Origin of the sequence: Oryzisolibacter sp. LB2S, assembly GCF_040732315.1 — a bacterium.
Lineage (GTDB): Bacteria > Pseudomonadota > Gammaproteobacteria > Burkholderiales > Burkholderiaceae_C > Alicycliphilus > Alicycliphilus soli.
In genome coordinates, this window is the sequence record NZ_CP160388.1 from 2,615,378 (window position 1) to 2,637,973 (window position 22,596).

At 68.5% G+C, this 22,596-nt stretch carries 24 protein-coding genes; 14 read left to right on the forward strand and 10 right to left on the reverse strand.

Features of this window, described 5'->3' with window-relative positions:
• Positions 1-40: 40 nt before the first annotated feature.
• From ABUE11_RS12450 to fghA, 6 genes are all read left to right on the forward strand, one after another.
• Positions 41-868, forward strand: a complete 828-nt coding sequence (locus ABUE11_RS12450) for a transporter substrate-binding domain-containing protein (RefSeq protein ID WP_367065544.1) — start codon at positions 41-43, stop codon at positions 866-868.
• Between the two features lie 225 nt (positions 869-1,093).
• A complete protein-coding gene (locus tag ABUE11_RS12455) occupies positions 1,094-1,789 on the forward strand; it encodes an amino acid ABC transporter permease (protein ID WP_367065545.1) in 696 nt (231 codons plus the stop codon).
• Between the two features lie 9 nt (positions 1,790-1,798).
• On the forward strand, positions 1,799-2,512 hold the full coding sequence (locus ABUE11_RS12460; protein ID WP_367065546.1) for an amino acid ABC transporter permease: 714 nt from the start codon (positions 1,799-1,801) through the stop codon (positions 2,510-2,512).
• Positions 2,509-3,255: an amino acid ABC transporter ATP-binding protein gene (locus ABUE11_RS12465; protein ID WP_367065547.1), complete on the forward strand. Its 747-nt coding sequence runs from the start codon at positions 2,509-2,511 to the stop codon at positions 3,253-3,255. Before ABUE11_RS12460 ends, ABUE11_RS12465 begins: the two co-directional genes overlap by 4 nt.
• Before the next feature lie 44 nt (positions 3,256-3,299).
• Complete coding sequence (locus ABUE11_RS12470; protein ID WP_367065548.1) at positions 3,300-4,415, forward strand: S-(hydroxymethyl)glutathione dehydrogenase/class III alcohol dehydrogenase; 1,116 nt, start codon at positions 3,300-3,302, stop codon at positions 4,413-4,415.
• Between the two features lie 188 nt (positions 4,416-4,603).
• A complete protein-coding gene (gene fghA, locus ABUE11_RS12475) occupies positions 4,604-5,470 on the forward strand; it encodes an S-formylglutathione hydrolase (RefSeq protein WP_367065549.1) in 867 nt (288 codons plus the stop codon).
• Here the strand turns inward: fghA and ABUE11_RS12480 are convergent.
• Complete coding sequence (locus ABUE11_RS12480; RefSeq protein ID WP_367065550.1) at positions 5,467-6,603, reverse strand: PA0069 family radical SAM protein; 1,137 nt, start codon at positions 6,601-6,603, stop codon at positions 5,467-5,469. The two genes, fghA and ABUE11_RS12480, sit on opposite strands and share 4 nt — an antisense overlap.
• 268 nt (positions 6,604-6,871) lie before the next feature.
• Here ABUE11_RS12480 and rnk point away from each other — a divergent pair, with 268 nt between their 5' ends.
• Positions 6,872-7,285, forward strand: a complete 414-nt coding sequence (gene rnk, locus ABUE11_RS12485; protein ID WP_367065552.1) for a nucleoside diphosphate kinase regulator — start codon at positions 6,872-6,874, stop codon at positions 7,283-7,285.
• 72 nt (positions 7,286-7,357) lie between these two features.
• Here rnk and ABUE11_RS12490 read toward each other — a convergent pair whose 3' ends face one another.
• Both ABUE11_RS12490 and mdeB read right to left on the reverse strand, forming a co-directional pair.
• Positions 7,358-8,506 carry an acyltransferase family protein gene (locus ABUE11_RS12490; protein WP_367065553.1) on the reverse strand — a complete coding sequence of 383 codons (1,149 nt, stop codon included), beginning with the start codon at positions 8,504-8,506 and terminating at the stop codon, positions 7,358-7,360.
• Between the two features lie 138 nt (positions 8,507-8,644).
• Positions 8,645-11,272, reverse strand: coding sequence for an alpha-ketoglutarate dehydrogenase (gene mdeB, locus ABUE11_RS12495; RefSeq protein ID WP_367065554.1), 2,628 nt, complete (start codon positions 11,270-11,272; stop codon positions 8,645-8,647).
• A gap of 102 nt (positions 11,273-11,374) precedes the next feature.
• On the opposite strand from mdeB, the gene ABUE11_RS12500 reads away from it, so the two are divergent.
• Positions 11,375-11,842, forward strand: coding sequence for an Lrp/AsnC family transcriptional regulator (locus tag ABUE11_RS12500; protein ID WP_367065555.1), 468 nt, complete (start codon positions 11,375-11,377; stop codon positions 11,840-11,842).
• A gap of 404 nt (positions 11,843-12,246) precedes the next feature.
• On the opposite strand, the gene arfB is transcribed toward ABUE11_RS12500, so the two are convergent.
• From arfB to ABUE11_RS12520, 4 genes are all read right to left on the reverse strand, one after another.
• Positions 12,247-12,669 (reverse strand): alternative ribosome rescue aminoacyl-tRNA hydrolase ArfB, encoded by a 423-nt coding sequence (gene arfB / locus ABUE11_RS12505; protein ID WP_367065556.1) that lies wholly within the window; start codon positions 12,667-12,669, stop codon positions 12,247-12,249.
• A 5-nt stretch (positions 12,670-12,674) separates the two neighbouring features.
• Entirely contained in the window at positions 12,675-13,571 is an 897-nt protein-coding gene (locus ABUE11_RS12510; RefSeq protein WP_367065557.1) for an alpha/beta hydrolase, read from the reverse strand.
• Positions 13,565-14,011, reverse strand: coding sequence for a type II 3-dehydroquinate dehydratase (gene aroQ, locus ABUE11_RS12515; protein WP_367065558.1), 447 nt, complete (start codon positions 14,009-14,011; stop codon positions 13,565-13,567). The genes ABUE11_RS12510 and aroQ overlap by 7 nt, the downstream gene beginning before the upstream one ends.
• A gap of 141 nt (positions 14,012-14,152) precedes the next feature.
• Positions 14,153-14,497: a hypothetical protein gene (locus ABUE11_RS12520; RefSeq protein ID WP_367065559.1), complete on the reverse strand. Its 345-nt coding sequence runs from the start codon at positions 14,495-14,497 to the stop codon at positions 14,153-14,155.
• A gap of 195 nt (positions 14,498-14,692) precedes the next feature.
• Here ABUE11_RS12520 and ABUE11_RS12525 point away from each other — a divergent pair, with 195 nt between their 5' ends.
• The 3 genes from ABUE11_RS12525 to ABUE11_RS12535 all read left to right on the forward strand — a co-directional run bounded on the left by ABUE11_RS12525 (position 14,693) and on the right by ABUE11_RS12535 (position 17,919).
• Positions 14,693-16,492, forward strand: a complete 1,800-nt coding sequence (locus tag ABUE11_RS12525) for a glutamine--tRNA ligase/YqeY domain fusion protein (RefSeq protein WP_367065560.1) — start codon at positions 14,693-14,695, stop codon at positions 16,490-16,492.
• 22 nt (positions 16,493-16,514) lie between these two features.
• Positions 16,515-17,054 (forward strand): DUF924 family protein, encoded by a 540-nt coding sequence (locus ABUE11_RS12530; protein WP_367065562.1) that lies wholly within the window; start codon positions 16,515-16,517, stop codon positions 17,052-17,054.
• 61 nt (positions 17,055-17,115) lie between these two features.
• The gene (locus ABUE11_RS12535; protein ID WP_367065563.1) at positions 17,116-17,919 is read left to right on the forward strand and encodes an META and DUF4377 domain-containing protein; all 804 of its coding nucleotides are present in this window, start codon (positions 17,116-17,118) and stop codon (positions 17,917-17,919) included.
• Positions 17,920-17,934: 15 nt separating this feature from the next.
• Here ABUE11_RS12535 and murB read toward each other — a convergent pair whose 3' ends face one another.
• A complete protein-coding gene (gene murB / locus ABUE11_RS12540; RefSeq protein ID WP_367065564.1) occupies positions 17,935-19,023 on the reverse strand; it encodes a UDP-N-acetylmuramate dehydrogenase in 1,089 nt (362 codons plus the stop codon).
• Between the two features lie 67 nt (positions 19,024-19,090).
• Between murB and ABUE11_RS12545 the strand changes: the two genes are divergently transcribed.
• The 3 genes from ABUE11_RS12545 to ABUE11_RS12555 are packed head-to-tail and all read left to right on the forward strand — an operon-like array spanning position 19,091 to position 21,268.
• Positions 19,091-19,576: a YajQ family cyclic di-GMP-binding protein gene (locus tag ABUE11_RS12545; RefSeq protein ID WP_367065565.1), complete on the forward strand. Its 486-nt coding sequence runs from the start codon at positions 19,091-19,093 to the stop codon at positions 19,574-19,576.
• Complete coding sequence (locus ABUE11_RS12550) at positions 19,576-20,250, forward strand: retropepsin-like aspartic protease (RefSeq protein WP_367065566.1); 675 nt, start codon at positions 19,576-19,578, stop codon at positions 20,248-20,250. The genes ABUE11_RS12545 and ABUE11_RS12550 overlap by 1 nt, the downstream gene beginning before the upstream one ends.
• A 25-nt stretch (positions 20,251-20,275) precedes the next feature.
• A complete protein-coding gene (locus ABUE11_RS12555; RefSeq protein WP_367065567.1) occupies positions 20,276-21,268 on the forward strand; it encodes an HD domain-containing phosphohydrolase in 993 nt (330 codons plus the stop codon).
• Positions 21,269-21,280: 12 nt separating this feature from the next.
• Here the strand turns inward: ABUE11_RS12555 and plsY are convergent, their stop codons facing one another.
• Together plsY and ABUE11_RS12565 are read right to left on the reverse strand one after the other, a co-directional pair.
• Complete coding sequence (gene plsY / locus ABUE11_RS12560; protein WP_367065569.1) at positions 21,281-21,913, reverse strand: glycerol-3-phosphate 1-O-acyltransferase PlsY; 633 nt, start codon at positions 21,911-21,913, stop codon at positions 21,281-21,283.
• 153 nt (positions 21,914-22,066) lie between these two features.
• On the reverse strand, positions 22,067-22,579 hold the full coding sequence (locus ABUE11_RS12565; RefSeq protein WP_367065570.1) for a methylated-DNA--[protein]-cysteine S-methyltransferase: 513 nt from the start codon (positions 22,577-22,579) through the stop codon (positions 22,067-22,069).
• Positions 22,580-22,596 lie beyond the last annotated feature (17 nt).

Consider the following 22,596-nt stretch of genomic DNA (forward strand, 5'->3'; position numbering starts at 1 on the left):
CCAGCGGACAACTCCATCCATGCATCAAGAAGGACTCTCTATGAAGTTTCGTTGGTTGGCCACCGTCACCGCCGCTGCCGCGCTGCTGGGCGGCGCAGTCCACGCAGATCAGCTTGCCGACATCAAGGCCAAGGGCGAGCTCGTGGTCGGCGTGCTCGGCACGGACGAGCCGCAGAGCTACATCGACCCCAAGACGCGCGAGCTCGTCGGCTACGAGGTCGATCTGGGCCGCGCCGTGGCGCAGAAGATCGGTGTGAAGCCCGTGTTCAAGCAGATCACGCTGGCCGCGCGCATCCCGGAGCTGCAGCAGGGCCATGTGGACCTGCTGGCCGCATCGCTCACGCACAACAAGGAGCGCGAGGCGCAGATCGACTTCTCCGTCACCACCTTCGTGACCAACCAGCAGGTCATGGTCAAGGCGGCGAGCCCCTTCAAGGACGTGCCTGACCTCGCCGGCAAGCGCGTGGCCACGGCCAAGGGCAGTTCGATGGAGGTCAACATCAAGAAGGCCGTGCCCACGGTCACGGTGATCTCGTTCGACACCTCGCCGCAGGCCCTCGTGGCCATGCAACAGGGCAAGGCCGTGGCCTTCGTCAACGAGGACCAGAGCCTGGCGCGCGCCCTGGTGGAGATGGGCGACCAGCGCAAGAACTACCGCCTGCTGCCGGCCAGCATCAGCACCGAATCGCTGGCACTGGGCATCAAGAAGGGCGAGACCGGCCTCAAGAAGGTGGTGGACGAGACCCTGCGCGAGCTCGAATCCAGCGGCAAGGCCAACGCCCTGTACGAGCAGTACTTCGGCGCCAAGAGCGCGCTCAAGATGGGCCCGCGCCGCTTCAAGATGGAAAGCGACCAGATCACCGAGTGAGAGGCTGTGAGTTTTTCCCCTATGCCCGCCTTGCACGCCAAAACACCCCCGCTCATCGTTGCAAATACTCGCCATAGCCCGAGCTATGGCTGCGTTTTGCGCCTCGATCGGGTGCGTTGTGGCGCGCCTTTCGGGCACGAGGGAAGTACTCACAACCTCTGAGCCTTTTCGGCTTCGGGCCGCGGGCACCCCAGCAACGGGCCTGCGGCCCTTTTTCATTGACCCATGATCCAATTCGACGCACAGATGCTGCTCTCGGGCCAGTACCACGACATGCTCGTGGCGGGCCTCAAGATGTCGCTGCAGTACCTGTTCTACGGCCTGTGCCTGTCGCTGCCGCTCGGCCTGCTGATTGCGCTGTTCCGGCTGTCGCCGTTCGCATGGCTGCGCGCCCTGGGCGCGAGCTACGTGGAGGTGGTGCGCAGCATTCCGCTGCTGGCGCACATGCTGTTCTGGTACTTCGGCGTGCCCGAGATGCTGCCCGCCGCGCTCAAGGAGGCGCTGTACGAAGGGCCCGTGGAGTCCATCTGCGCGGTGCTGGCGATCAGCGTGTACACGGCCGCCTACATGGCCGAGGACATACGCAGCGGCATCCGCGCCGTGCCGCCGGTGCAGCTGGAAGCGGCGCGCAGCATTGGCCTGAGCTATCTGCAGGCCATGCGCCTCGTCATCCTGCCGCAGGCGCTGCGCCTCACAGTGCCGCCGCTGATCTCGCAGACGCTCAACCTCTGGAAGGGCACGTCGATTGCCACCGTCATCGGCGCGGCCGAGCTCATGTACCAGGTGGGCCAGGTGGAGAGCCAGTCGTTTCGCAGCTTCGAGGCCTTTGCCTTTGCCAGCGTGGCCTATCTGGGGGTCTCGCTCATCATCACCGGCCTGGCGAGCTGGTTCCAGCACCGCTATCCGGTGCGCACCATGTAGGGCCGCGCCATGCTCGAGCTGATAGACAAGTACTGGCTGTACTTCCTGGTGGGGCAGTACCCGAGTGGCCCGCTGGGGGGCCTGGCCCTCACGCTGATTCTGGCCGTCATGGGCCTGCTGCTGTCGCTGCCGCTGGGCCTCGCGCTGGGGTTGATGCGCGTCTCGCCCTGGGCCTGGCTGCGCCTGCCGGTCACGGGCTTCGTCTACCTGGTGCGCGGCATTCCGCTCCTGATGGTCGTGTTCTGGGCCTATTTCTTCCTGCCCAGCATCACGGGGGTGAAGACCAACCAGTTCTGGACCATGCTGATCGCACTCGTGGTGTTCGACGCCGCCTACCTGGCAGAGATCGTGCGCGCCGGCATCCAGGGCCTGCCCAGGGGGCAGATGGAATGCGCGCGCTCGCTCGGCCTGCCCTACCTCAAGGCCATGCGCTGCGTGGTGCTGCCGCAGGCGCTGCGCAACTCGCTGCCCTCGCTGGTCAACCAGTTCATCTCCACCATCAAGGAGACCTCGCTCGGCTACATCATCGGCCTGACCGAGGTGAGCTTCATCGCCAACCAGATCAACACCCTGGCCTTCACCAAACCGGTCGAGGTCTTCGGCATCCTGGGCCTGACCTACTTCATCCTCTGCTTCGGCCTCTCGCGCCTTGCCCAATGGCTGGAGCGGCGGCTGGCACGCCAGGGGCGCGGTGCCACCCTTTCAACCAAGCCTGCAGCATGATCGAACTGAACAACGTGAACAAATGGTACGGCGACTACCACGCGCTGGTGGACGTGACCGAGACCATCGCCAGCGGCGAAGTCGTCGTGGTCTGCGGCCCCTCGGGCTCGGGCAAGTCCACGCTGATCCGCACCATCAATCGCCTCGAGGAGATCCAGGGCGGCCAGATCCTGCTGGACGGGCGCGACGTGCACGACCCGAAGCTGGACGTGAACCAGCTGCGCGCCGGCATCGGCTTCGTGTTCCAGCAGTTCAACCTGTTTCCGCACCTGACCGTGCTGGACAACTGCACGCTGGCCGCGGTGCAGCTCAGGAAGATGGCGCAGGCCGAGGCGCGCGACCGCGCCATGGCCCTGCTCGAACGCGTGGGCCTGGCGCACAAGGCGCAGGCCCTGCCGGCCCAGCTCTCGGGCGGGCAGCAGCAGCGCGTGGCGATTGCGCGCGCGCTCACGCTCAAGCCCCCGGTCATGCTGCTCGACGAGCCCACCAGCGCGCTTGACCCGGAAATGGTCGGCGAGGTACTGCTCGTCATGCGCGACCTCGCGCGCGACGGCATGACCATGGTCTGCGTCACGCACGAGATGGGCTTTGCGCGCGAGGTGGCCGACCGCGTGATCTTCATGGACCAGGGCGCGGTGCTCGAGCGCGCCACGCCGCACGAGTTCTTCAACCACCCGCAACATCCGCGCACGCAGAAGTTCCTCTCCGACATCCGCTCGCCGTTCGAGAAAAGCGCCAGCTGATACCCCGCCCCCATCACCGTCGCCATCACCCTCAAGGAGTTGCCATGAAATCCCGCGCCGCCGTTGCCTTCAAGGCTGGAGAACCCCTGCAAATCGTCGAGATCGACGTCGCCCCGCCCAAGAAGGGCGAGGTGCTGGTGCGCATCACCCACACCGGCGTCTGCCACACCGATGCCTTCACGCTCTCGGGCGACGACCCCGAGGGCATCTTCCCCGCCGTGCTCGGGCATGAGGGCGCGGGCATCGTCGTCGAGTGCGGCGAAGGCGTGACCAGCGTCAAGCCCGGTGACCATGTGATCCCGCTGTACACGGCAGAATGCGGCGAATGCCTGTTCTGCAAGAGCGGCAAGACCAACCTCTGCGTGGCCGTGCGCGCCACCCAGGGCAAGGGCGTGATGCCCGATGGCACGACGCGCTTTTCCTACAACGGCCAGCCCGTCTACCACTACATGGGCTGCTCCACTTTCAGCGAATACACCGTGGTGGCCGAGGTGTCGCTCGCAAAGATTGACCCCGCGGCCAACCCCGAGCAGGTGTGCCTGCTGGGCTGCGGCGTAACCACGGGCCTGGGCGCCGTGAAGAACACCGCCAAGGTGCAGCCCGGCGACACCGTCGCGGTGTTTGGTCTGGGCGGTATTGGCCTGGCTGTCATCCAGGGCGCGAAGCTCGCCCAGGCCGGGCGCATCATCGCCATCGACACCAACCCCGGCAAATTCGACCTGGCACGCACCTTTGGCGCCACCGACTGCGTCAACCCCAAGGACTTCGACAAGCCGATTCAGCAGGTGATCGTCGAGATGACCGGCTGGGGCGTCGATCATTCCTTCGAATGCATAGGCAACGTGAATGTGATGCGCGCGGCGCTCGAATGCGCGCACCGCGGCTGGGGCCAGAGCGTGATCATCGGCGTGGCGGGCGCGGGCCAGGAGATCTCCACCCGCCCCTTCCAGCTCGTCACGGGCCGGCGTTGGCTGGGCACGGCATTCGGCGGCGTCAAGGGCCGCAGCGAACTGCCCGGCATGGTGCAGGACGCCATGGCCGGCCGCATCCAGCTTGCGCCCTTCGTCACCCACACCATGGGCCTGGCCGACATCAACCAGGCCTTCGACCTCATGCACGAGGGCAAGTCGATTCGCTCGGTGGTGCACTACGGCAATTAAAAAAACAATAGCTGCTCGCGCTTGCCTGCTGGGCGTTTCAGTGCAATTTAACCTGAAACAGCCCGAGCCTCAGATGGCCGTCATTCCGGCGAAGGCCGGAATCCATGCGGCTTGGGCGCGGCGAGGTTCCTGGATTCCGGCCTTCGCCGGAATGACGACGATTTGACAGCCTGAGGAAGAACCACCCAATGACCATCCCCATGGAACTGCTGTCCTCCCACGCCTGCTTCGGCGGCGAGCAGCGCTTTTACCGCCATGCCTCGCGCGAGATCGGCCTGCCGATGGCGTTCTCGGTCTTTCTGCCACCCGCGGCGCTCGCGGGCGAGAAGGTGCCCGCCCTGCTCTACCTGGCGGGCCTGACCTGCACCGAGGAGACCTTCCCCACTAAGGCCGGCGCGCAGCGGCTCGCGGCCGAGCTGGGCCTGGCCCTGATCGCGCCCGACACCAGCCCGCGCGGCGCGGGCGTGGCGGGCGAGTCCGACGCCTGGGACTTCGGTGTGGGCGCGGGTTTCTACCTCGACGCCAGCCAGGCCCCCTGGGCCACGCACTGGCGCATGGAGAGCTGGCTGATGCAGGAGCTGCTGCCGCTCATCACCCAGGCCCTGCCCATCGACGGCACGCGCATCGGCGTCTTCGGGCACAGCATGGGCGGGCATGGCGCGCTCACGCTGGCGCTGCGCCACCCGGGCCGCTTCAAGAGCCTGTCGGCCTTCGCCCCCATCGCCCATCCGGTCGACTGCCCTTGGGGGGAGAAGGCCTTCACGGGCTATTTTGGAACGAACCGCCAGGCCTGGGCCGCTCACGATGCCACGCTGCTCATGCAAGGCCAAACCCAGGCGCCCTACCCCGGCGGCATCCTCATCGACCAGGGGCTGGCGGACAAATTCCTGCACGACGGGCAGCTGCGGCCCGAGTCCTTCGAGGCCGCCTGCGCGGCCACGGGACAGCCGCTCACGCTGCGCCGCCACGCGGGCTATGACCATGGCTACTACTTCATCCAGAGCTTCATGGCCGATCACCTGCGCCACCATGCGCAGCAGTTGGGGCTGATCTAAAACAACACCCCCTGCCCACGCGCCAGCGCCGGGCGGAACTGCGTCAGGTCCAGCGCCGTGCGCTCGCGGTTGAGCCCCAGGCGCGCGCAGGTCTTCTCGAAGCGCTGGCGCAGCAGGTCGGCCCACAGGCCCTGGCCCTTCATGCGGCTGGCGTGGCTGGCGTCGTAGCTCTTGCCCGCGGCGCGGGCGGGCGCGTCCACGCCATGCAGGTCCTGGATGCGCGCGATCACGCGCTCGGCACGCTCCGGGTAGTGCAGCGCAAGCCATTGGCGCATCAGCGCGTTGAGCTCCCACGGCAGGCGGATCACCGTGTAGAAGGCCGACCGGGCGCCCGCCTCGCGCGCGGCGGCCAGCACCTGCTCCATGTCCTCGGTGATGAAGGGGATCTGCGGCGCCACGCTCACGCCCACGGGCACGCCGGCGTCGGCCAGCGCGCGTATGGTGCGCAGCCGCCGCTCGGGCGATGCGGCGCGCGGCTCGAGCACGCGCGCAAGGTGCGCGTCCAGCGTGGTGATGGTCACATAGGCGGCGGCCAGGCGCGCCTGTGCGAGCGGAGCGAGCAGGTCCAGGTCGCGCTCCACGCCGCTGCTCTTGGTAATGAGCGAAAACGGGTGGCGCGCCTCCTGCATCACCTCGATCAGGCCGCGCGTCAAAAGCAGCTCGCGCTCCACGGGCTGGTAGCAGTCGGTGGCCGAGCCGATGTTGACCACCGACGGCCGGTGACCGGGCCGCGCCAGCTCCTCGCGCAGCAGGGCGGCAATGTTGCGCTTGGCGATGATGTGCGTCTCGAAGTCCAGCCCCGGCGACAGGCCCAGATAGCTGTGCGTGGGCCGCGCATAGCAGTACACGCAGCCATGCTCGCAGCCGCGGTAGGGGTTGACGGACTGCTCGAAGAAGATGTCGGGCGAGTCGTTGCGGCACAGCGCGCTGCGCGCGTCCTCCCAGACCACCCGGGTGCGCGGCGGCGCGGTGGGTTCGGCAGGCTCGGCGCCCTCCTGCGCCTGCGGGCCGCCCCAGCCGTCATCAAAGGGCGCGCGCGCATCGCGCGCGAAGCGGTGTGCCATGCGCTCGGCAGCGCCACGACCCTTGATGGGGCGCGCGGGCGGGAATACAGGAGCTTCATCGTCGATCATGAGAACACTGTAAATACAAACAGTGCTTCACGAGAAACCCTGCACGCATAAGTGATTTCAGGCGTTCTGGCAAACGCCGCGCAATTCACGGCAGCGGCGTATGACTTCCCTTGGCAAAAGCAGTGCTGCAGCGCACAATGCCGCATCGCACCAAGCAGGTGTTTGTTGAATTTCATGCCTTGGCCCGGACAACCCCGTTGCCCGGGCTTTTGTCCGTTTGAGAGCTGCCGCAGGCCGCGGCACGCCATTGAGTCCAGGGAGTCCCACCATGTCGCAGAGCAAACCCCACATCGTCCTGTCCTCGCTGGACATGGATCGCATCGAGGCCCTGCTGGAGAAGAACCAGACGCCCTTCCCCGGCCGCGACGTGCTGGAGGCCGAGCTCGACCGCGCCGACGTGCTCGACCCCAAGGACATGCCGCCCAATGTCGTGACCATGAACTCCACCGTGCGCTTCACCATGCTGGAGACCGGCAAGACCAGCACGCTGACCCTGGTCTATCCCAAGGAGATGGACGGCAGCGACAGCAAGGTGTCCATCTTCGCCCCCGTGGGCATCGCCCTGCTGGGCCTGGCCGTGGGCGACGAGCTGCAGATGCCCAGCGCCACGGGCAAGGTCACCACGGTGCGCGTGGACGCGATCGACTACCAGCCCGAGAACGCGGGCGAGCTCCATCGCTGAGACCCGCGCCCCGCGCTACGGCCAGGCAGCCCGCGGGCTGCCTTTTTTGTGCCCGCGCCATCACGAACAGCTTCAGAGAACGGCCGCCGTGAGCAGCCCCGCGCCCACCATGCCGGCCTGCCAACCGAGCGCCGATTGCCAGTCGGGCGCGTGGCGCTCCACGCGTTCGTAGAGCACATGGCCCGCGGCCAGCGACAGACCGAAGGCCAGCGGCATGCCGATCTCGGCCGCGAGCACGGAGTCCGGCCAGAGGAAATGCACCACGGCGTTCACCATCACGCAGACTGCGAAGTGCACGAGAAAGACCGAGTACGACATCTGCCCGAGCCGGTTCAGCGGCGCCCAGCCCTGCCAGCGCGCCGTGCCCGGCCGGCGCATGACCAGCACCAGGGCCAGCGCCGTGACGCCGGCGAGCGCAATGCGGTCGCGCCACTGCGCGGCCAGCGCCACCCCCACCAGCGCCACGATCAGCAGGGTCCAGCCCCAGGCGCCCGGCGCCTGCGGCGAGCGCACGGCCCAGAAGGCCAGCATGCCCAGGCCGTAGGCACCGAAGAAATACGCGGCCCAGATGTCCCAGCGCGCGTCGCGGTTGAAGTACAGCAGCGACGCTGCCACGCCCAGCGCCACGATGAGCTGCGCCCCCGTCATGGCCCAGGGCCAGCAGCGCGCGAGCATCTGGCGCCCCAAGCGCGCGCGCAGCGCCGTCGCGGCCCAGGAGACCGCCGCGAGCGCCAGCGCCGTGAGCGCGAACAGCTGAAAGTCGATGGCCACATACCAGACGCCCGCGGAGAGCGACTCCTCGCCCATCACGCCGTGCAGCAGCAGTGCATGGGCCAGCAGCTGCCACAGTCCGGGTTCGGCGGACACGGAGTCATGGTGGAACCACGGCCGCACCGCCGCCTGCACGACGATGGCCAGCGCCAGCGCCACGGCATAGGGCACGACCAGGCGCACATAGCGGCGCAGCACACGCATCCAGGGCGCATCGAAGCGCGCATGCCCGCGCGGCGCCAGGCTGGCCGCGGCCAGAAAGCCGCCGAGCACGAGAAACACCTGCACGGCCATGCGTGCGTATTCGTAGAGCCAGTCGATGAGGGCCGGCATGTCCTGGCGCACGAGGTCGGACATGGGCCCATAGAACGCGAGGTGGTGCCAAACGATGGCCATGCAGGCCAGGCCCTTGGCGCTGTCGATGACGGCGCTGCGCTGTGGTTGGGACATGGGAGGGGATGGGGCGAAACACTGAATCCGGGGAAAACCCAGACTCCTTCAACGCACGACCCACCCCAATGGTTCACACGGGCAGCAAAAAACATAGCGCCACGGCCAGCGCCAGCAATTCTCTGCCCCCGTTCAGTGTCACAAGGCCCGCTGCGCCGCCTCGGCAATGTGCGCCGCGTCCACGCGGAAGAAGCTGCGCAGCGCGGCGCGCGTGTCACTGCGGCCAAAGCCGTCGGTGCCCAGCGTGCGCAAGCGCCGGCCCTCGGGGATGTAGGCGCGCACGGACTCGGGCACGGCGCGCACATAGTCGGTGGCGGCGACGATGGGGCCCTGCGTGGCCGCGAGCACCTGGGCCAGCCAGGGCGTGGCGCCGCTGTCCTCGCAGGCCTGGCCATCGCGCGCGAGCTCGCTCCAGCTCGTCACGCTGACCACATGGGCCGTGATGCCGTCCGCGGCCAGCCGCTCTGCGGCCTTGAGCACCTCGGTCAGGATGGCGCCCGAGCCCAGCAGGGTGACGTGCCTTTCAGATGAAATCTGGCTCTCACGCCCGTCTATCAAGCGCGGGGAGCTATTGAACAAATAGCATCCACGCAGCACGCCCTCATGCGCGGCCTCGGGCAGGTCGGCCTGGGCGTAGTTCTCGTTCATGAGCGTGATGTAGTAGAAGACATCGCGCTGCTCGGTGAGCATCTCGCGCATGCCGGCATCGACGATGACGGCCATCTCACCCGCAAAGGCCGGGTCGTACGCCTTGCAGTTGGGAATCGCGGCGGCCATCAGGTGGCTGCTGCCGTCCTGGTGCTGCAGGCCCTCGCCGCCCAGCGTGGTGCGCCCGCTGGTCGCGCCCAGCAGAAAGCCGCGCGCGCGCTGGTCGGCCGCGGCCCAGATGGCGTCGCCCACGCGCTGGAAGCCGAACATCGAGTAGTAGATGTAGAACGGCAGCATGGCCAGGCCGTGCACGCTGTAGCTCGTCGCCGCGGCCGTCCAGCTGGCGATGGCGCCGGCCTCGCTGATGCCCTCCTCAAGGATCTGGCCGTCGCGCGCCTCGCGGTACGAGAGGATGGAGCCTATGTCCTCGGGCGCGTAGCGCTGGCCCACGTTGCTGTAGATGCCCACCTGCTTGAACAGATTGGCCATGCCGAAGGTGCGCGCCTCGTCGGCGACGATGGGCACGATGCGCGGGCCCAGGGTGGCGTCCTTGAGCAGGCTGCCGAGCATGCGCACAAAGGCCATGGTGGTGCTCATCTCCTTGGCCTGGGGCGCCAGGGCGAACTGCGCGTAGCTCGCCAAGGGCGGCACGGCCAGGGCCTCGCAGGTCGATTCGCGCCGCGGCAGATAGCCGCCCAGGGCCTGGCGCCGCGCCTGCAGGTATTGCATCTCGGCGCTGTCGTCCGCGGGCCTGAGGAACTCCAGGGCCACGGCCTGCGCGTCGGTCAGCGGCAGGTGGAAGCGGTTGCGAAACGCGATGAGCTCCTGGTCATCGAGCTTCTTCTGGCTGTGCGTGGTCATCTTGCCCTGGCCGGCCGTGCCCATGCCGTAGCCCTTCTTGGTGTGCGCCAGGATCACCGTGGGCTGGCCGCGGTGCGCGGCGGCCGCCTGGTAGGCGGCGTAGATCTTCACGAGGTCATGGCCGCCGCGCTTGAGGCGGTCGATCTGCTCGTCCGTCATGCCCTGGGCCAGTTGCTGCAGCTCGGAGCTCTGGCCGAAGAAGTTGTCGCGGTTGAAGCGCCCGTCCTTGGCGGCAAAGGTCTGCATCTGGCCATCGACGGTCTCGCCCAGGGTGCGCACCAGCGTGCCCGTGAGGTCGCGCGCAAACAGGCCGTCCCAGTCGCTGCCCCACAGCAGCTTGATGACGTTCCAGCCGCTGCCCGTGAACAGGCGCTCCAGTTCATCGACGATGCGGCCGTTGCCGCGCACCGGGCCATCGAGCCGCTGCAGGTTGCAGTTGACCACCCAGACCAGGTTGTCCAGCCCCTCGCGCGCGGCGAGCGTGAGGGCGCTGGTGCTCTCGGGCTCGTCCATCTCGCCGTCACCGAACACGCCCCAGACCTTGCGGCCCTTGCAGTCGAGCAGGCCACGGTCGGTCAGAAAGTGCATGAAGCGCGCGTGGTAGATGCTGCTGATGGGCCCAATGCCCATGGAGCCCGTGGGGAACTGCCAGAAGTCCGGCATGGACCAGGGGTGGGGGTAGCTGCACAGGCCGCGCGCGCCCGCCTGGGGCGCGCTGATCTCCTGGCGGAAATGCAGCAGGTCCTGCTCGGACAGCCGGCCCTCGAGGAACGCGCGCGCATAGACACCGGGCGCGCTGTGCGGCTGAAAGAACACCAGGTCGCCGCGGTGCTGGCCCGGCGCCAATCCCTCGCGCGCGTGGAAGAAATGGTTGAAGCCGACCTCGAACAGATCGGCCGCGCTCGCGTAGCTCGCGATATGGCCGCCGAGCTCGCCATAGGCCTGGTTGGCGCGCACCACCATGGCCAGCGCGTTCCAGCGCATCAGGCTGGCCAGGCGCTCCTCCACGGCCAGGTCACCGGGGAACACGGGCTGAGCCTGTGCGGCAATGGTGTTGACGGCCGGGGTGTTGAGCTCGGGCTGCCAGCCCACCTGGGCGGCGCGCGCCGCGCGCGCGAGCTCGTCAAGCATGAAACGGGCGCGCTCGGGGCCTGCGCTGGCCAGCAGCGCGGCGAAGGCGTCGCGCCATTCGGCGGTTTCCTGCGGATCGGTGTCCGCGATGCAGCTCAAGGAAGAGAAAGGCAATGGGGCATTCATGAGCGTCACTGTATGCCTGAACCCGCCACACAGGGTACTGTTTTCGGTGCGGGGCGCCCATCGCACAGCACAATATGCTTCTTTTCATCACTTTTGCAGCATATGAAGCTTGACACCACCGATCTGCGCATCCTGGCCGAACTGCAGGCCGATGGCTCGCTGTCCAACGTGGAGCTGGCTCGGCGCGTGCACCTGTCGCCCTCGCCCTGCCTGGCGCGCGTCAAGGCGCTCGAGGGCGCGGGCATCATCAGCCGCTATGTGGCGCTGGCCGACCCGACGGCGCTGGGGCTGGGGCTGAACGTATTCATCAACATCAGCCTCAAGAGCCAGAGCCGCGAGGCCCTGGCCGCCTTCGAGCAGCGCATTGCCGAGCACGAGCAGGTCATGGAGTGCTACCTCATGACCGGCGACAGCGACTACCTGATCCGCGTCGTGCTGCCCGACATCGCGGCGCTCGAGCGCTTCATCCTCGAGCAGCTCACGCCGATCGCCGGCATCGAGAAGATTCGCACCAGCTTCACGCTCAAGCAGGTGCGCTACAAGACCGCGCTGCCGCTGCCACAGGCGTAGCGGTGGGGCAGTGTGCGCTCCTTCATCCATAGCTGCTCGCGCTTGTCCTGAAACGGCTGACGGCGTTTTTGATTCCGACTCCCTGCCCCCCGTCATCCCCGCGTAAGCGGGGATCCACAGCGACGGCAAAGCGGGCCCCACTGACACCTGGATCCCCGCGTTCGCGGGGATGACGGAGTGGCCGCATTCGCTCCTCCATCCATAGCTGCTCGCGCTTGTCCTGAAATGGCTGACGGCGTTTTTGATTCCAACTCCCTGCCCCCCGTCATCCCCGCGCAGGCGGGGATCCACTGCTCTGGCAAAGCGGCACGCCTAGTGGCTCCTGGATCCCCGCGTTCGCGGGGATGACGGCAGCCCCCCCCTTCACCCCAATTCACCACTTGAGCCGTTTGCCCTATCCAACTTCAGTCCTGCACACCCGCCCGGCCGCGCTGCGCCTTGAGGGCCGAGCGCCTGCTCTTGGCCTCGCGCCGGCGCCGCTCGGAGCCCAGCGTGGGCCGCGTGGCGCGGCGCACACGCGGCGGTCGGGCGACGCTGTCGACCAGGGCCTGCAGGCGCGCGAGCGCGTCCAGGCGGTTGGCCTCCTGGGTGCGGTATTGCTGGGCCTTGATGACCAGCACGCCCTGCTGCGTGATGCGCCCGTCGCGCAGGGCCAAGAGGCGCTGCTTCACGTCCTCGGGCAGGGACGATGCGGCGATGTCGAAGCGCAGGTGCACGGCGCTGGCCACCTTGTTGACGTTCTGCCCGCCCGCGCCCTGGGCGCGCATGGCGCTCCACTCGACCTCGGCCGGGTCGACCCGCAGCGCGGTGTGCCGGTCGGTGACCATGGCCCTCAACCGGCAGAGGCGCCGGCCCGCAGCGCGGCCAGCAGCGCCTGCTCAAAGGCCTCGGGGCGCTCGAACTGCACCCAGTGGCCCGTGTCCTCGATCAGCGTCATGCCGCGAAAGTCCGGCGCGGCCGCAGCGTAGGCGCCCTCGAGCGCGACTATCCACTCCTTGTAGAGCGCATCGGCGCGGCCATAGATGGCGTGCACCGGGCAGCCGACCCGCGGCAGCGCGCGCGCCAGTGCATCGGTGTGCGCCAGGCGCCGGCGTGGCATGCGGTCGCGCAGCACGTTCTGCACATGCAGGCCCAGCGCCAGACCGTCGTGCGCGTCGATCTGGGCCGCGTCGCGGAACATCAGCGCCGCGAGGTTGTAGCGGTGCGCGGCGAGCTGCCCGGCCTCGGGCAGGTGGCGCCAGGCCTTGAGCGCGAACTGCCGCTGCGGCACCACGCCCATGGCGGGCGCGCCCACCAGCACCAGCTGGCGCGCAAGCTCGGGATGGGCCGCGAGCAGCAGCCCGGCCGTGAGCCCGCCGAACGAAAAACCCACCAGGTCGCAGGCGCGCGCGCCGAACAGCGCGAGCAGCCCCTGGGCCAGGGGCTCGACCAGCGCGTCGGCATCCCCGCCCGCCGCGGGCGATGCCGAGTCGCCAAAGCCCGGCAGGTCGGGAATCCACAGCTCGCGGCCCGCGGCGACAAGGCCTTCGATGTTGCGCACCCAATGCGTCCAGCTGCCGCTGCCGCCATGCAGCAGCACCAGCGGCGGCTGGTCACCGCGCGGCGCGCCCCAGACATGCCAGACGAGATCGCCCGCACCGCAGGGCGTGGCCTCGCGCCGGGCCTGCCGCTGCAGGCCCAGCACCTGGGCCGGCACGGGCAGCGTGGCCGGCGGCGGCGCCGTCACCATTGCGCCAGCCCGTCGATGGCGAGCGCGTAGCCCTGCACGCCAAAGCCGCACATCACGGCACGCGCGGCCGCGGCCAGGTAGGAGTGGTGGCGGAAGGCCTCGCGCGCATGGACATTGCTGATGTGCAGCTCCACCAGGGGCACGCCCGTGCCCTTGACGGCATCGAGCAGCGCCACGCTGGTGTGCGTGTAGGCCGCGGCATTGAGCACCACGCCGGCGAGCTGGCCCTCGGCATGCAGCCGGCCGGCCTCGTGAATCCAGTCCACCAGCGCGCCCTCGTGGTTGCTCTGGCGAAACACCAGCGTCAGGCCATGGCGCGCACAGGCCGCGGCGCAGAGGTTCTCCACGTCGGCCAGGGTCTGGGAGCCATAGACCTGGGGCTCGCGCGTGCCCAGCAGGTTGAGATTGGGGCCGTTGAGGACGTAAACGGTTTTGGTCATGTGATGGGTTTGGCAATGGGACTGCGGCATGCCCCGCCAAGGCGGCGGCCCCGCAACGCTTGCATTATGCGTGCCGCCCCGGCAACAAAAAGCGGCCCCGCAGGGCCGCCCGTTTCTCACTCTGCGCGAGCCGCGTCCACATCAATCGTCGTGGTCGTGGCGATGATGGCGACGGTGATGATGGTGGCGATGATGATGGTGGTGCCGGTGGCCGAAGTAGCGCGGCGGCGGATACACCACGGCGGGCGGCGCGTAGTACACCGGGCGCGGCGGCTGGTACACCACCGGGGGCGGCGCGTAGTACACGGGCGGGGGCGGGGCGTAATACCCCGGCGCATTGCCCACACCCACCACCACACCGGGGCCACCCACACCGACGGACCAGTACACATCACTGCGTGCCTGCGCCGTGCCGGCACCCACCATCAGGGCCAGGGCAGCTGCGGCCGATGCGATGGTGGCAAACCAAGAGCGACGTTGGAACATATAGATTCTTCTCCTTTGACTGCAGGGCCTGTCTGCCTTGTGCTGGACACCCCTGAACCGCAGCGAAACCATTCGATTTTCCAAGCCACAACGCACGAGGCCCGCAAAAGGATGGCATGCGCGGGCATTTTTGTTGTTTCCGAACGTTGCCGCCACTGCAGGGTGAACCCTGAGCGCCCGGCCTAGAATTGCGGGATGAGCACCCCAGCCCACAACGACACCACCAACGCCCCCAAGCCCAGCAACTTCCTGCGCCAGATCATCGAGGCCGATCTGGCCCAGGGCACCCATGCCCAGAACCGCTGGGCCGGCAGCCCCGGCGACGCCGCCCACCAGGGCGCGGGCGCGCTGGACCCGGCAAGGATCCGCACGCGCTTTCCGCCAGAGCCCAACGGCTACCTGCACGTGGGCCACGCCAAGAGCATCTGCCTGAACTTCGGCCTGGCGCGCGACTACGGCGGCGTGTGCCACCTGCGCTTCGACGACACCAACCCCGAGAAGGAAGACCAGGAATACGTGGACGGCATCATCGACGCCGTGCACTGGCTGGGCTTTGACTGGAAGGATCCGGACGGCCACGAGAACCTGTACTACGCGAGCAACTACTTCGACTTCATGTACCGCGCGGCCGAGTACCTCATCGAGGCCGGTCACGCCTATGTGGACGAGCAGACGGCCGAGGAGATGCGCGCCAACCGCGGCGACTTCGGCAAGCCCGGCGTGGACAGTCCCTTCCGCGGCCGCACCCCGGCCGAAAACCTGGCGCGCTTTCGCGAGATGCGTGACGGCAAGCTGGCCGACGGCGCGGCCGTGCTGCGCGCGAAGATCGACATGGCGTCGCCCAACATCAACCTGCGCGACCCGGCCATCTACCGCATCAAGCGCGCCGAGCACCACAACACCGGCAACCAGTGGTGCATCTATCCGATGTACACGTTTGCGCACCCGGTCGAGGACGCGCTCGAGTGCATCACCCACAGCATCTGCACGCTGGAGTTCGAGGACCAGCGCCCGTTCTACGACTGGCTGCTCGACCGCCTGGCCGAGGGCGGCCTGATCGCCAAACCGCACCCGCGCCAGTACGAGTTCGCACGCCTGAACCTGACCTACGTGGTCACGAGCAAGCGCAAGCTCAAGCATCTGGTGGACAGCGGCATCGTCAGCGGCTGGGACGACCCGCGCATGCCCACCATCGTCGGCCTGCGCCGGCGCGGCTACACGCCCGCCTCCATCCAGGCCTTCTGCGAGCGCATCGGCGTGACCAAGGACTACAGCTGGATCGACTACAGCACGCTCGAGGGCTGCCTGCGCGAGGACCTCGAGCCCAAGGCCCACCGCGCCATGGTGGTACTCGACCCCATCAGGCTCGTTCTGACCAACTGGGCCGAGGTGTTCGGCAGTGCCGACCACCTCGAGCCCTGCAGCCTGCCCGCCCTGCCCCATGGCGAGCAGGGCGCACCCGAGCGCCGCTTCACCCTGGGACGCGAGGTCTGGATAGAGCGCGAGGACTTCGAGGAGGTGCCGCCCAAGGGCTACAAGCGCCTGTTCCCAGGCAACAAGGTGCGGCTCAAGGGCGGCTACGTCATCGAGTGCACGGGCTGCGAGAAGGACGCCGACGGCAACATCACCCAGGTGCTGGCCACCGTGGTACCCGACACCAAGAGCGGCACACCCGGCGCCGACAGCGTCAAGGTCAAGGCCGCCATCACCTGGGTGGGCGTGGCCGACGGCATCAGCGCCGAGGTGCGCCTGTACGACCGCCTGTTCACCGACGCCCAGCCCGATGCGGGCGGCAAGGACTTCCTGGCGCTGCTCAACCCGGGCAGCCTCAAGGTGGTGACGGCCTATGTCGAACCCTCGCTCGCCACGGCCCAGGCCGAGGACAGGTTCCAGTTCGAGCGCTTCGGCTACTTCGTCGCCGACCGCAAGGACCATGCGCCGGCCAAGCCCGTGTTCAACCGCATCACGGGGCTCAAGGACAGCTGGGGCAAGTAAGCGCCATTGACGCCATTGACCGATGACAGCCGACACCGTACTGCAGTTCTGGTTCGACGAACTCACACCCGCGCAGCATTTCGCCAAGGATGCGCGGCTCGACGCCGCCATCGCCGAGCGCTTTGGCGCCACGCTGGAGGCCGCGGCGCGTGGCGAGCTGTGGGGCTGGCGCACCAATGCCCTGGGACGGCTGGCGGAGATCCTGGTGCTGGACCAGTTCTCGCGCAACGTTTTCCGCGACACGCCCCGGGCCTTTGCGCAGGACGGCATGGCGCTGCTGCTGGCGCAGGAGCTGGTCGCAAGCGGCCAGGCGCGCACGCTGCCCGCCACGCAGCGCGCCTTTGCCTACATGCCGTACATGCACAGCGAATCACCTCTGGTGCAGGCTGAGGCGCTGCGGCTGTTCGCCGAGCCGGGGCTGGAGGCCAACCTGCCGTTCGCGCAGCGCCATCAGGCCATCATCGAGCGCTTTGGCCGCTATCCGCACCGCAACGCCATCCTGGGCCGCCAGTCCAGCGACGAAGAGCTCGCATTTCTGCAGCAGCCCGGCTCCTCTTTCTGAGAGGCCGCGAGCACGGCCGCGTCGCATGAACCTTCCGCACCACCGGCCCTCCAACACCGCCATGAAGCATTCACATCACTTGCACATCGTCTCCGCCCTGGCCCTGGCCGCCTTCATGGGCGCCTGCACCAGCGCCCCATCCCAGCCGCAGGCCCCCATGACCAGCGCCGCACAGCACCAGGCCCCCGACCTCGCCTCCCATGACTGGAACCTGACGGCCGCCTTCGACGCCCAGGGCCGGCCCGATGCGCGCTGGCTGCTGGCCGGCCACGCACCGCTGCAGCTGCACTTCGAGGATCAGCGCATCAGCGTGCGCCACCTGTGCAACCAGCTGAGCGCGGGCTTTGGCACGCAGGGCAACGACATACAGCTGACCGCGCCCATGTCCACCAAGCGTGCCTGCGCCGACCGGGCGCTGATGGAGCTTGAGGACCGCGTGGGCCAGCTGCTGCCGACCATGAAGCGCCACCAGCTGCATGCCGGCAGCACGCCACGGCTGCAGCTGTGGTTTGCCGACGGCACGCGCTGGGATCTGACGGGCCAGCCCACGCCGCAGACCCAGTACGGCGGACCGGCCGAGCGCATCTTCCTGGAGGTCGCGCCGCAGCGCCAGGCCTGCAGCCATGGCCTGATTCCCAACCACCAGTGCCTGCGCGTGCGCGAGATCCGCTATGCGGACAACGGCGTCAAGAGCCATGTGGGCGAATGGCAGCCGTTCTATGGCGAGATCGAGGGCTACCAGCATGAACCCGGCGTGCGCAACGTGCTGCGCATCAACCGCTTCAAGCGCGCCAACGCGCCGGCCGACGCATCGAGCTACGCCTATGTGCTGGACATGGTGGTCGAGAGCGAGCGCGCCAAGTAGGCGTCCAAATCCGGGTTACACCACTACCGGCTCTGGCTCGAGCCGGATGCCGAAGCGCTCGTACACGCTGGTCTGTATGGCGCGCGCCAGGGTCATGACCTCGCCGCCGGTCACGCTGTCCTCGGGCGTGCCGCGGTTGACCAGCACCAGCGCCTGCTTGTCATAGACGCCCGCGCGGCCCACGGTCTTGCCCTTCCAGCCGCAGGCGTCGATGAGCCAGCCCGCGGCCAGCTTGATGCTGCCGTCGGCCATGGGGTAGTGCACTATTTTTGGCTCGCGCGCGATGATGTCCCGGCACTGCTCAGGTGTCACCGTGGGGTTCTTGAAGAAGCTGCCGGCGTTGCCGATCATGGCCGGGTCGGGCAGCTTGGCGCGGCGAATCTCGCACACCCAGTCGAAGATCTGCCGCGCCGTGGGCTCGGCCACGCCGGCCTCCGCGCGCCTGCGCTCGAGGTCCAGATAGCCGAGCTCGGGACGCCAGTCCTTGCGCAGCAGAAAGCGCACATGGGTGATCACCGCGCGCCCGGCCAGCCCCATGCCACGCCCCCAATGGCCCGGCAGGCCCGAGCCCTCCTGCTCGGCCAGCGGCGCGGCATGCTTGAACACCGAGTCACGGTAGCCAAAAGCGCATTGCGCGGCGTTGAGCGTGAAGGGCTGGCCCGTCGCCAGGTCGATGGCGACGAGGGAGTGAAAGCGGTCCTGCAGCTCCACGCCATAGGCGCCGATGTTCTGCACCGGCGCCGCGCCCACGGTGCCCGGGATCAGCGCCAGGTTCTCCAGGCCGGGCCAGCCCTGGGCCAGGGTCCAGGCCACGGTGTCGTGCCAGATCTCGCCCGCACCGGCCTCGACGATCCAGGCCTTGTCGGTTTCCTCGAGCAGGCGCCGGCCCTTGATCTCCATCTTCAGCACCACGGGTTTGACATCTCCCGTGAGCACAATGTTGCTGCCCCCGCCAAGCACGAACAGCGGCTGGCGCGCCAGGCGATGGTCGGCGAGCAGGTCGTGCACATCCCGGGCGCTGCGCACACGCACCAGGGTATGGGCGCGCGCGGCGATGCCGAAGCTGTTGCAGGCCTGCAGGGGAACGTTTTTCTCGACTAACATCTCCCGGATTGTCGCACCGGCGTCCGCCCGGTGCGGGTTTGCCCCAGGTTTGCCAGAGAGTGATGCCATGCCGTCTTTTGATACCGTTTGTGAAGCCAACTTCGTCGAAGTGAAGAACGCCGTGGAGAACACGGCCAAGGAGATCGGCACGCGTTTCGACTTCAAGGGCACGTCCGCCGCCATCGAGCTCAAGGACAAGGAGATCACGCTGTTCGGCGACGCCGACTTCCAGCTCCAGCAGGTCGAGGACATCCTGCGCAACAAGCTCACCAAGCGCAACGTCGATGTGCGCTTCCTCGATGTGCAGAAGGCACAGAAGATCGGCGGCGACAAGCTCAAGCAGGTCGTCAAGGTCAAGAACGGCATCGACAGCGAGAACGCCAAGAAGATCCAGAAGCTCATCAAGGAGAGCAAGCTCAAGCTGCAGGCCGCCATCCAGGAGGACAAGGTGCGCGTCACGGGCGCCAAGCGCGACGACCTGCAGGCCGCCATGGCGCTGATCCGCAAGGACATGGCCGACCTGCCGCTCGCCTTCGACAACTTCCGCGACTGATGTCCCGCACGCTCGAGCACTCGCGACGCCGGCCCGCGCTGGCGGCCGGCCCGCTGCTGGCCGCCGCGCTGCTGGCGGTCACGGCCGCGCACGCACAGGATGTGGCGCTCGCGGGCATGCTCGGCGGCAAGGCGCTGCTCGTCGTCAACGGCGGCGCGCCGCGCGCCGTGGCGCCGGGCGAGTCGCACCAGGGCGTGCAGGTGGTCTCCGTGGGCCGCGACGAGGCCGTGGTCGACAGCGCCGGTGGCCGGCGCACGCTGCGCCTGGGCGAGGCCCCGGTCAGCGTGGGCGGCAACGGCAGCGACGGCCAGCGCGTGGTCATGAAGGCCGATGCCCGAGGCCACTTCGTGAGCGCGGGCCAGATCAACGGCCGCAGCACGCAGTTCATGGTGGACACCGGCGCCTCCACCGTGGCCATAGGCCGGCCCGAGGCCGAGCGCATGGGCCTGAAGTTCGAGCAGGGCCAGCCCGTGCGCATGAGCACGGCCAACGGCATCGCCCAGGGCTGGCGCCTGCGGCTCGACTCGGTGCGCGTGGGCGACGTGGAGCTGCGCCGCGTGGACGCCATCGTCACGGCCGAGGCCATGCCCTATGTGCTGCTGGGCAACAGCTTTCTGGGCGCCTTCGACATGCAGCGCAACGGCAACGAGATGGTGCTGCACAAGCGCCGCTGACCGGCCTCGGCCACGAACCTGCACCATGTCTGCGCACAGCCCCCACATCGAGTCGGCCGACAGCGAGTACGAGGACCTGATAGGCCAGTGGTCGGATCTGGAGTCCGCGCTCGCCATCCTGCTGGCGCGCCCGCGCTGCGTGCGGGACTTCGGGCCCAAGCTGCGCCAATGCGACCACTGGCTGCAGGACCTCGTTGCGCACGACATCGACGCCGCCCTGTACCTGATGTTCCAGCTCGCGAGCACCTCGACGGTGGGCTACAGCGCCGCGCACGCACTGGTGTGCGCCACGCTCTGCCACATCCTCGCGCAGCAGCTGCAGCTGCCCATGCATGAGCGCGACAGTCTGGTGCGCGCGGCCTTCACCATGAACATCGGCATGACGGCGCTGCAGGACGAGCTGGCCCAGCAGCGCGAGCCGCTCACACCCGAGCAGCGCGCCGCGGTGGACCGGCACCCGCAGGTCGGCCAGGATCTGCTCGAAGACCTGCACATCAGCGACGAGCTGTGGCTCGAGGTCGTGGCATTGCATCACCGCCCCTCGACTGACTCTGCCCGGCTCGCGCAGCTGCCCGCACCCGAGCGTCTGGCGCGCATCCTGAGCACGATAGACCGCTACGCCGCCATGATCAGCCCGCGCAAGTCCCGCGAGGGCCGCAGCGCCACGGATTCGGTGCGCGCGATGGCCGGGCACGATTCGGAATTCGGTGACGAAGTCAGCCAGGCCCTGGTGCACACGGTGGGGCTGTGCCCGCCGGGCACGCTGGTGCGGCTGGACAACGCCGAGACGGCCGTCGTGCTGCGCCGCAGCGAGCAACCCGCGCTTCCGCTCGTCGCCAGCGTGCTCGACGCCAGGGGGCAGGCCCTGCCCGAGCCCCGGCTCTACCACACGCTGCGCGGCCAGCCGCGCATACAGTCGGCGCTCGCGCGCTCGGCCGTCACGGTGGACCTGCCCCAGCGCGCCATGGTGCGCCTGGGCCTGTTTGCCGCGCACCGCAGCGACACGGTGGCGGGCTGATTCAGCGCCGGCTCAGCCCTTCTTCCCGGAGCCCAGGCGCGACTCCTTGCCCTGGATCAGCCGCTCGATGTTGGCCCTGTGGCGCCAGGCCAGCAGCACGGCCATGACGGCCATGGCCACGCCGATGCGCGCGTCGCTGTACCAGGCCACGCCGCTGCCCAGCAGGTAGAAGAACGGCGCAAACACCGCCGCCACCAGCGAGGCCAGCGACGAATAGCGAAAGAAGAAGGCGATGATGATCCAGGTCAGCAACGTGGCCAGGCCCAGCCAGCCACTCACGCCCAGCAGCACACCGAGCGCCGTGGCCACGCCCTTGCCGCCCTGAAAACGGAAGAACACCGGCCACAGGTGGCCCGCAAACGCGGCCAGCCCCACGAGCGCCTGCGTGCCCTCCTCCAGCCCATAGGGCGCGCCGAACCAGCGCACCAGCACCACCGGCAGCCAGCCCTTGAGCGCGTCGAACAGCAGCGTCACGGCCGCTGCGGCCTTGGAGCCCGAGCGCAGCACATTGGTGGCACCGGGGTTCTTGCTGCCATAGGTGCGCGGGTCGGACAGACCCATGACGCGACTGACGATGACGGCGAACGACAGCGAACCGAGCAGATAGGCGGCCACGGTGGCGACCAGTGGGAATAGGGCATTCAATTGGAGGAATCCTTCGCGACTCAGGGGGGCATGCGCTGCCTGCGTGCAGGACGGCGCCGCGGCAGCCTGCGATTGTGCCAGCGTGTACACGGGCCCCATGCCCTTGAGCCTGTCGAAACGCCTCGCGCCACGCGGCACGCGGCCGACGGCGCGCTAGAACAACGCACCCCCACCCTCCAGCGCCAGCAGCGCCCGCTTGCGCGGCAGGCCGCCGCCAAAGCCCGTGAGGCTGCCGTCGCTACCGATCACGCGGTGGCAGGGCACGATGATGGACACCTTGTTCTGCCCGTTGGCCGCGGCCACGGCACGCGTGGCCCTGGGGCGGTCGATGGCGCGCGCCTGGTCGGCGTAGCTGCGCGTCTGGCCATAGGGGATGGCGCGCAGCGCCTGCCAGGCGGCGTTCTGAAACGGCGTGCCGACCAGGTCCAGCGGCACGTCGAAGGAGCGGCGCCGACCCGCGAAATACTCGGCCAGCTCGGTGCGTGTCTGCTCCAGGATGGCATTCATGCCCGCGCGCGCGGGGCCACCGCGCGCGGCCTCGACCTGGGCCTGCTCGCGCGCCACGCCCTGCTGGCCGACGAACTCCAAGAGGCACAGGCCGCGCTCGCTGGCGATGGCCAGCATCTCGCCCAGCGGCGTGGGCAGGTGGCAGTACAGCAGAGGCATGGCGCGGATCCTGAATG

What these genes read in the sequence shown, in the direction of transcription:
- ABUE11_RS12450 (WP_367065544.1), top strand. Translation starts at nt 41, where the DNA reads ATGAAGTTTCGTTGGTTGGCCACCGTCACCGCCGCTGCCGCGCTGCTG.
- ABUE11_RS12455 (WP_367065545.1), top strand. Translation starts at nt 1,094, where the DNA reads ATGATCCAATTCGACGCACAGATGCTGCTCTCGGGCCAGTACCACGAC.
- ABUE11_RS12460 (WP_367065546.1), top strand. Translation starts at nt 1,799, where the DNA reads ATGCTCGAGCTGATAGACAAGTACTGGCTGTACTTCCTGGTGGGGCAG.
- ABUE11_RS12465 (WP_367065547.1), top strand. Translation starts at nt 2,509, where the DNA reads ATGATCGAACTGAACAACGTGAACAAATGGTACGGCGACTACCACGCG.
- ABUE11_RS12470 (WP_367065548.1), top strand. Translation starts at nt 3,300, where the DNA reads ATGAAATCCCGCGCCGCCGTTGCCTTCAAGGCTGGAGAACCCCTGCAA.
- fghA (WP_367065549.1), top strand. Translation starts at nt 4,604, where the DNA reads ATGACCATCCCCATGGAACTGCTGTCCTCCCACGCCTGCTTCGGCGGC.
- ABUE11_RS12480 (WP_367065550.1), bottom strand. Translation starts at nt 6,603, where the DNA reads ATGATCGACGATGAAGCTCCTGTATTCCCGCCCGCGCGCCCCATCAAG.
- rnk (WP_367065552.1), top strand. Translation starts at nt 6,872, where the DNA reads ATGTCGCAGAGCAAACCCCACATCGTCCTGTCCTCGCTGGACATGGAT.
- ABUE11_RS12490 (WP_367065553.1), bottom strand. Translation starts at nt 8,506, where the DNA reads ATGTCCCAACCACAGCGCAGCGCCGTCATCGACAGCGCCAAGGGCCTG.
- mdeB (WP_367065554.1), bottom strand. Translation starts at nt 11,272, where the DNA reads ATGAATGCCCCATTGCCTTTCTCTTCCTTGAGCTGCATCGCGGACACC.
- ABUE11_RS12500 (WP_367065555.1), top strand. Translation starts at nt 11,375, where the DNA reads ATGAAGCTTGACACCACCGATCTGCGCATCCTGGCCGAACTGCAGGCC.
- arfB (WP_367065556.1), bottom strand. Translation starts at nt 12,669, where the DNA reads ATGGTCACCGACCGGCACACCGCGCTGCGGGTCGACCCGGCCGAGGTC.
- ABUE11_RS12510 (WP_367065557.1), bottom strand. Translation starts at nt 13,571, where the DNA reads ATGGTGACGGCGCCGCCGCCGGCCACGCTGCCCGTGCCGGCCCAGGTG.
- aroQ (WP_367065558.1), bottom strand. Translation starts at nt 14,011, where the DNA reads ATGACCAAAACCGTTTACGTCCTCAACGGCCCCAATCTCAACCTGCTG.
- ABUE11_RS12520 (WP_367065559.1), bottom strand. Translation starts at nt 14,497, where the DNA reads ATGTTCCAACGTCGCTCTTGGTTTGCCACCATCGCATCGGCCGCAGCT.
- ABUE11_RS12525 (WP_367065560.1), top strand. Translation starts at nt 14,693, where the DNA reads ATGAGCACCCCAGCCCACAACGACACCACCAACGCCCCCAAGCCCAGC.
- ABUE11_RS12530 (WP_367065562.1), top strand. Translation starts at nt 16,515, where the DNA reads ATGACAGCCGACACCGTACTGCAGTTCTGGTTCGACGAACTCACACCC.
- ABUE11_RS12535 (WP_367065563.1), top strand. Translation starts at nt 17,116, where the DNA reads ATGAAGCATTCACATCACTTGCACATCGTCTCCGCCCTGGCCCTGGCC.
- murB (WP_367065564.1), bottom strand. Translation starts at nt 19,023, where the DNA reads ATGTTAGTCGAGAAAAACGTTCCCCTGCAGGCCTGCAACAGCTTCGGC.
- ABUE11_RS12545 (WP_367065565.1), top strand. Translation starts at nt 19,091, where the DNA reads ATGCCGTCTTTTGATACCGTTTGTGAAGCCAACTTCGTCGAAGTGAAG.
- ABUE11_RS12550 (WP_367065566.1), top strand. Translation starts at nt 19,576, where the DNA reads ATGTCCCGCACGCTCGAGCACTCGCGACGCCGGCCCGCGCTGGCGGCC.
- ABUE11_RS12555 (WP_367065567.1), top strand. Translation starts at nt 20,276, where the DNA reads ATGTCTGCGCACAGCCCCCACATCGAGTCGGCCGACAGCGAGTACGAG.
- ABUE11_RS12565 (WP_367065570.1), bottom strand. Translation starts at nt 22,579, where the DNA reads ATGCCTCTGCTGTACTGCCACCTGCCCACGCCGCTGGGCGAGATGCTG.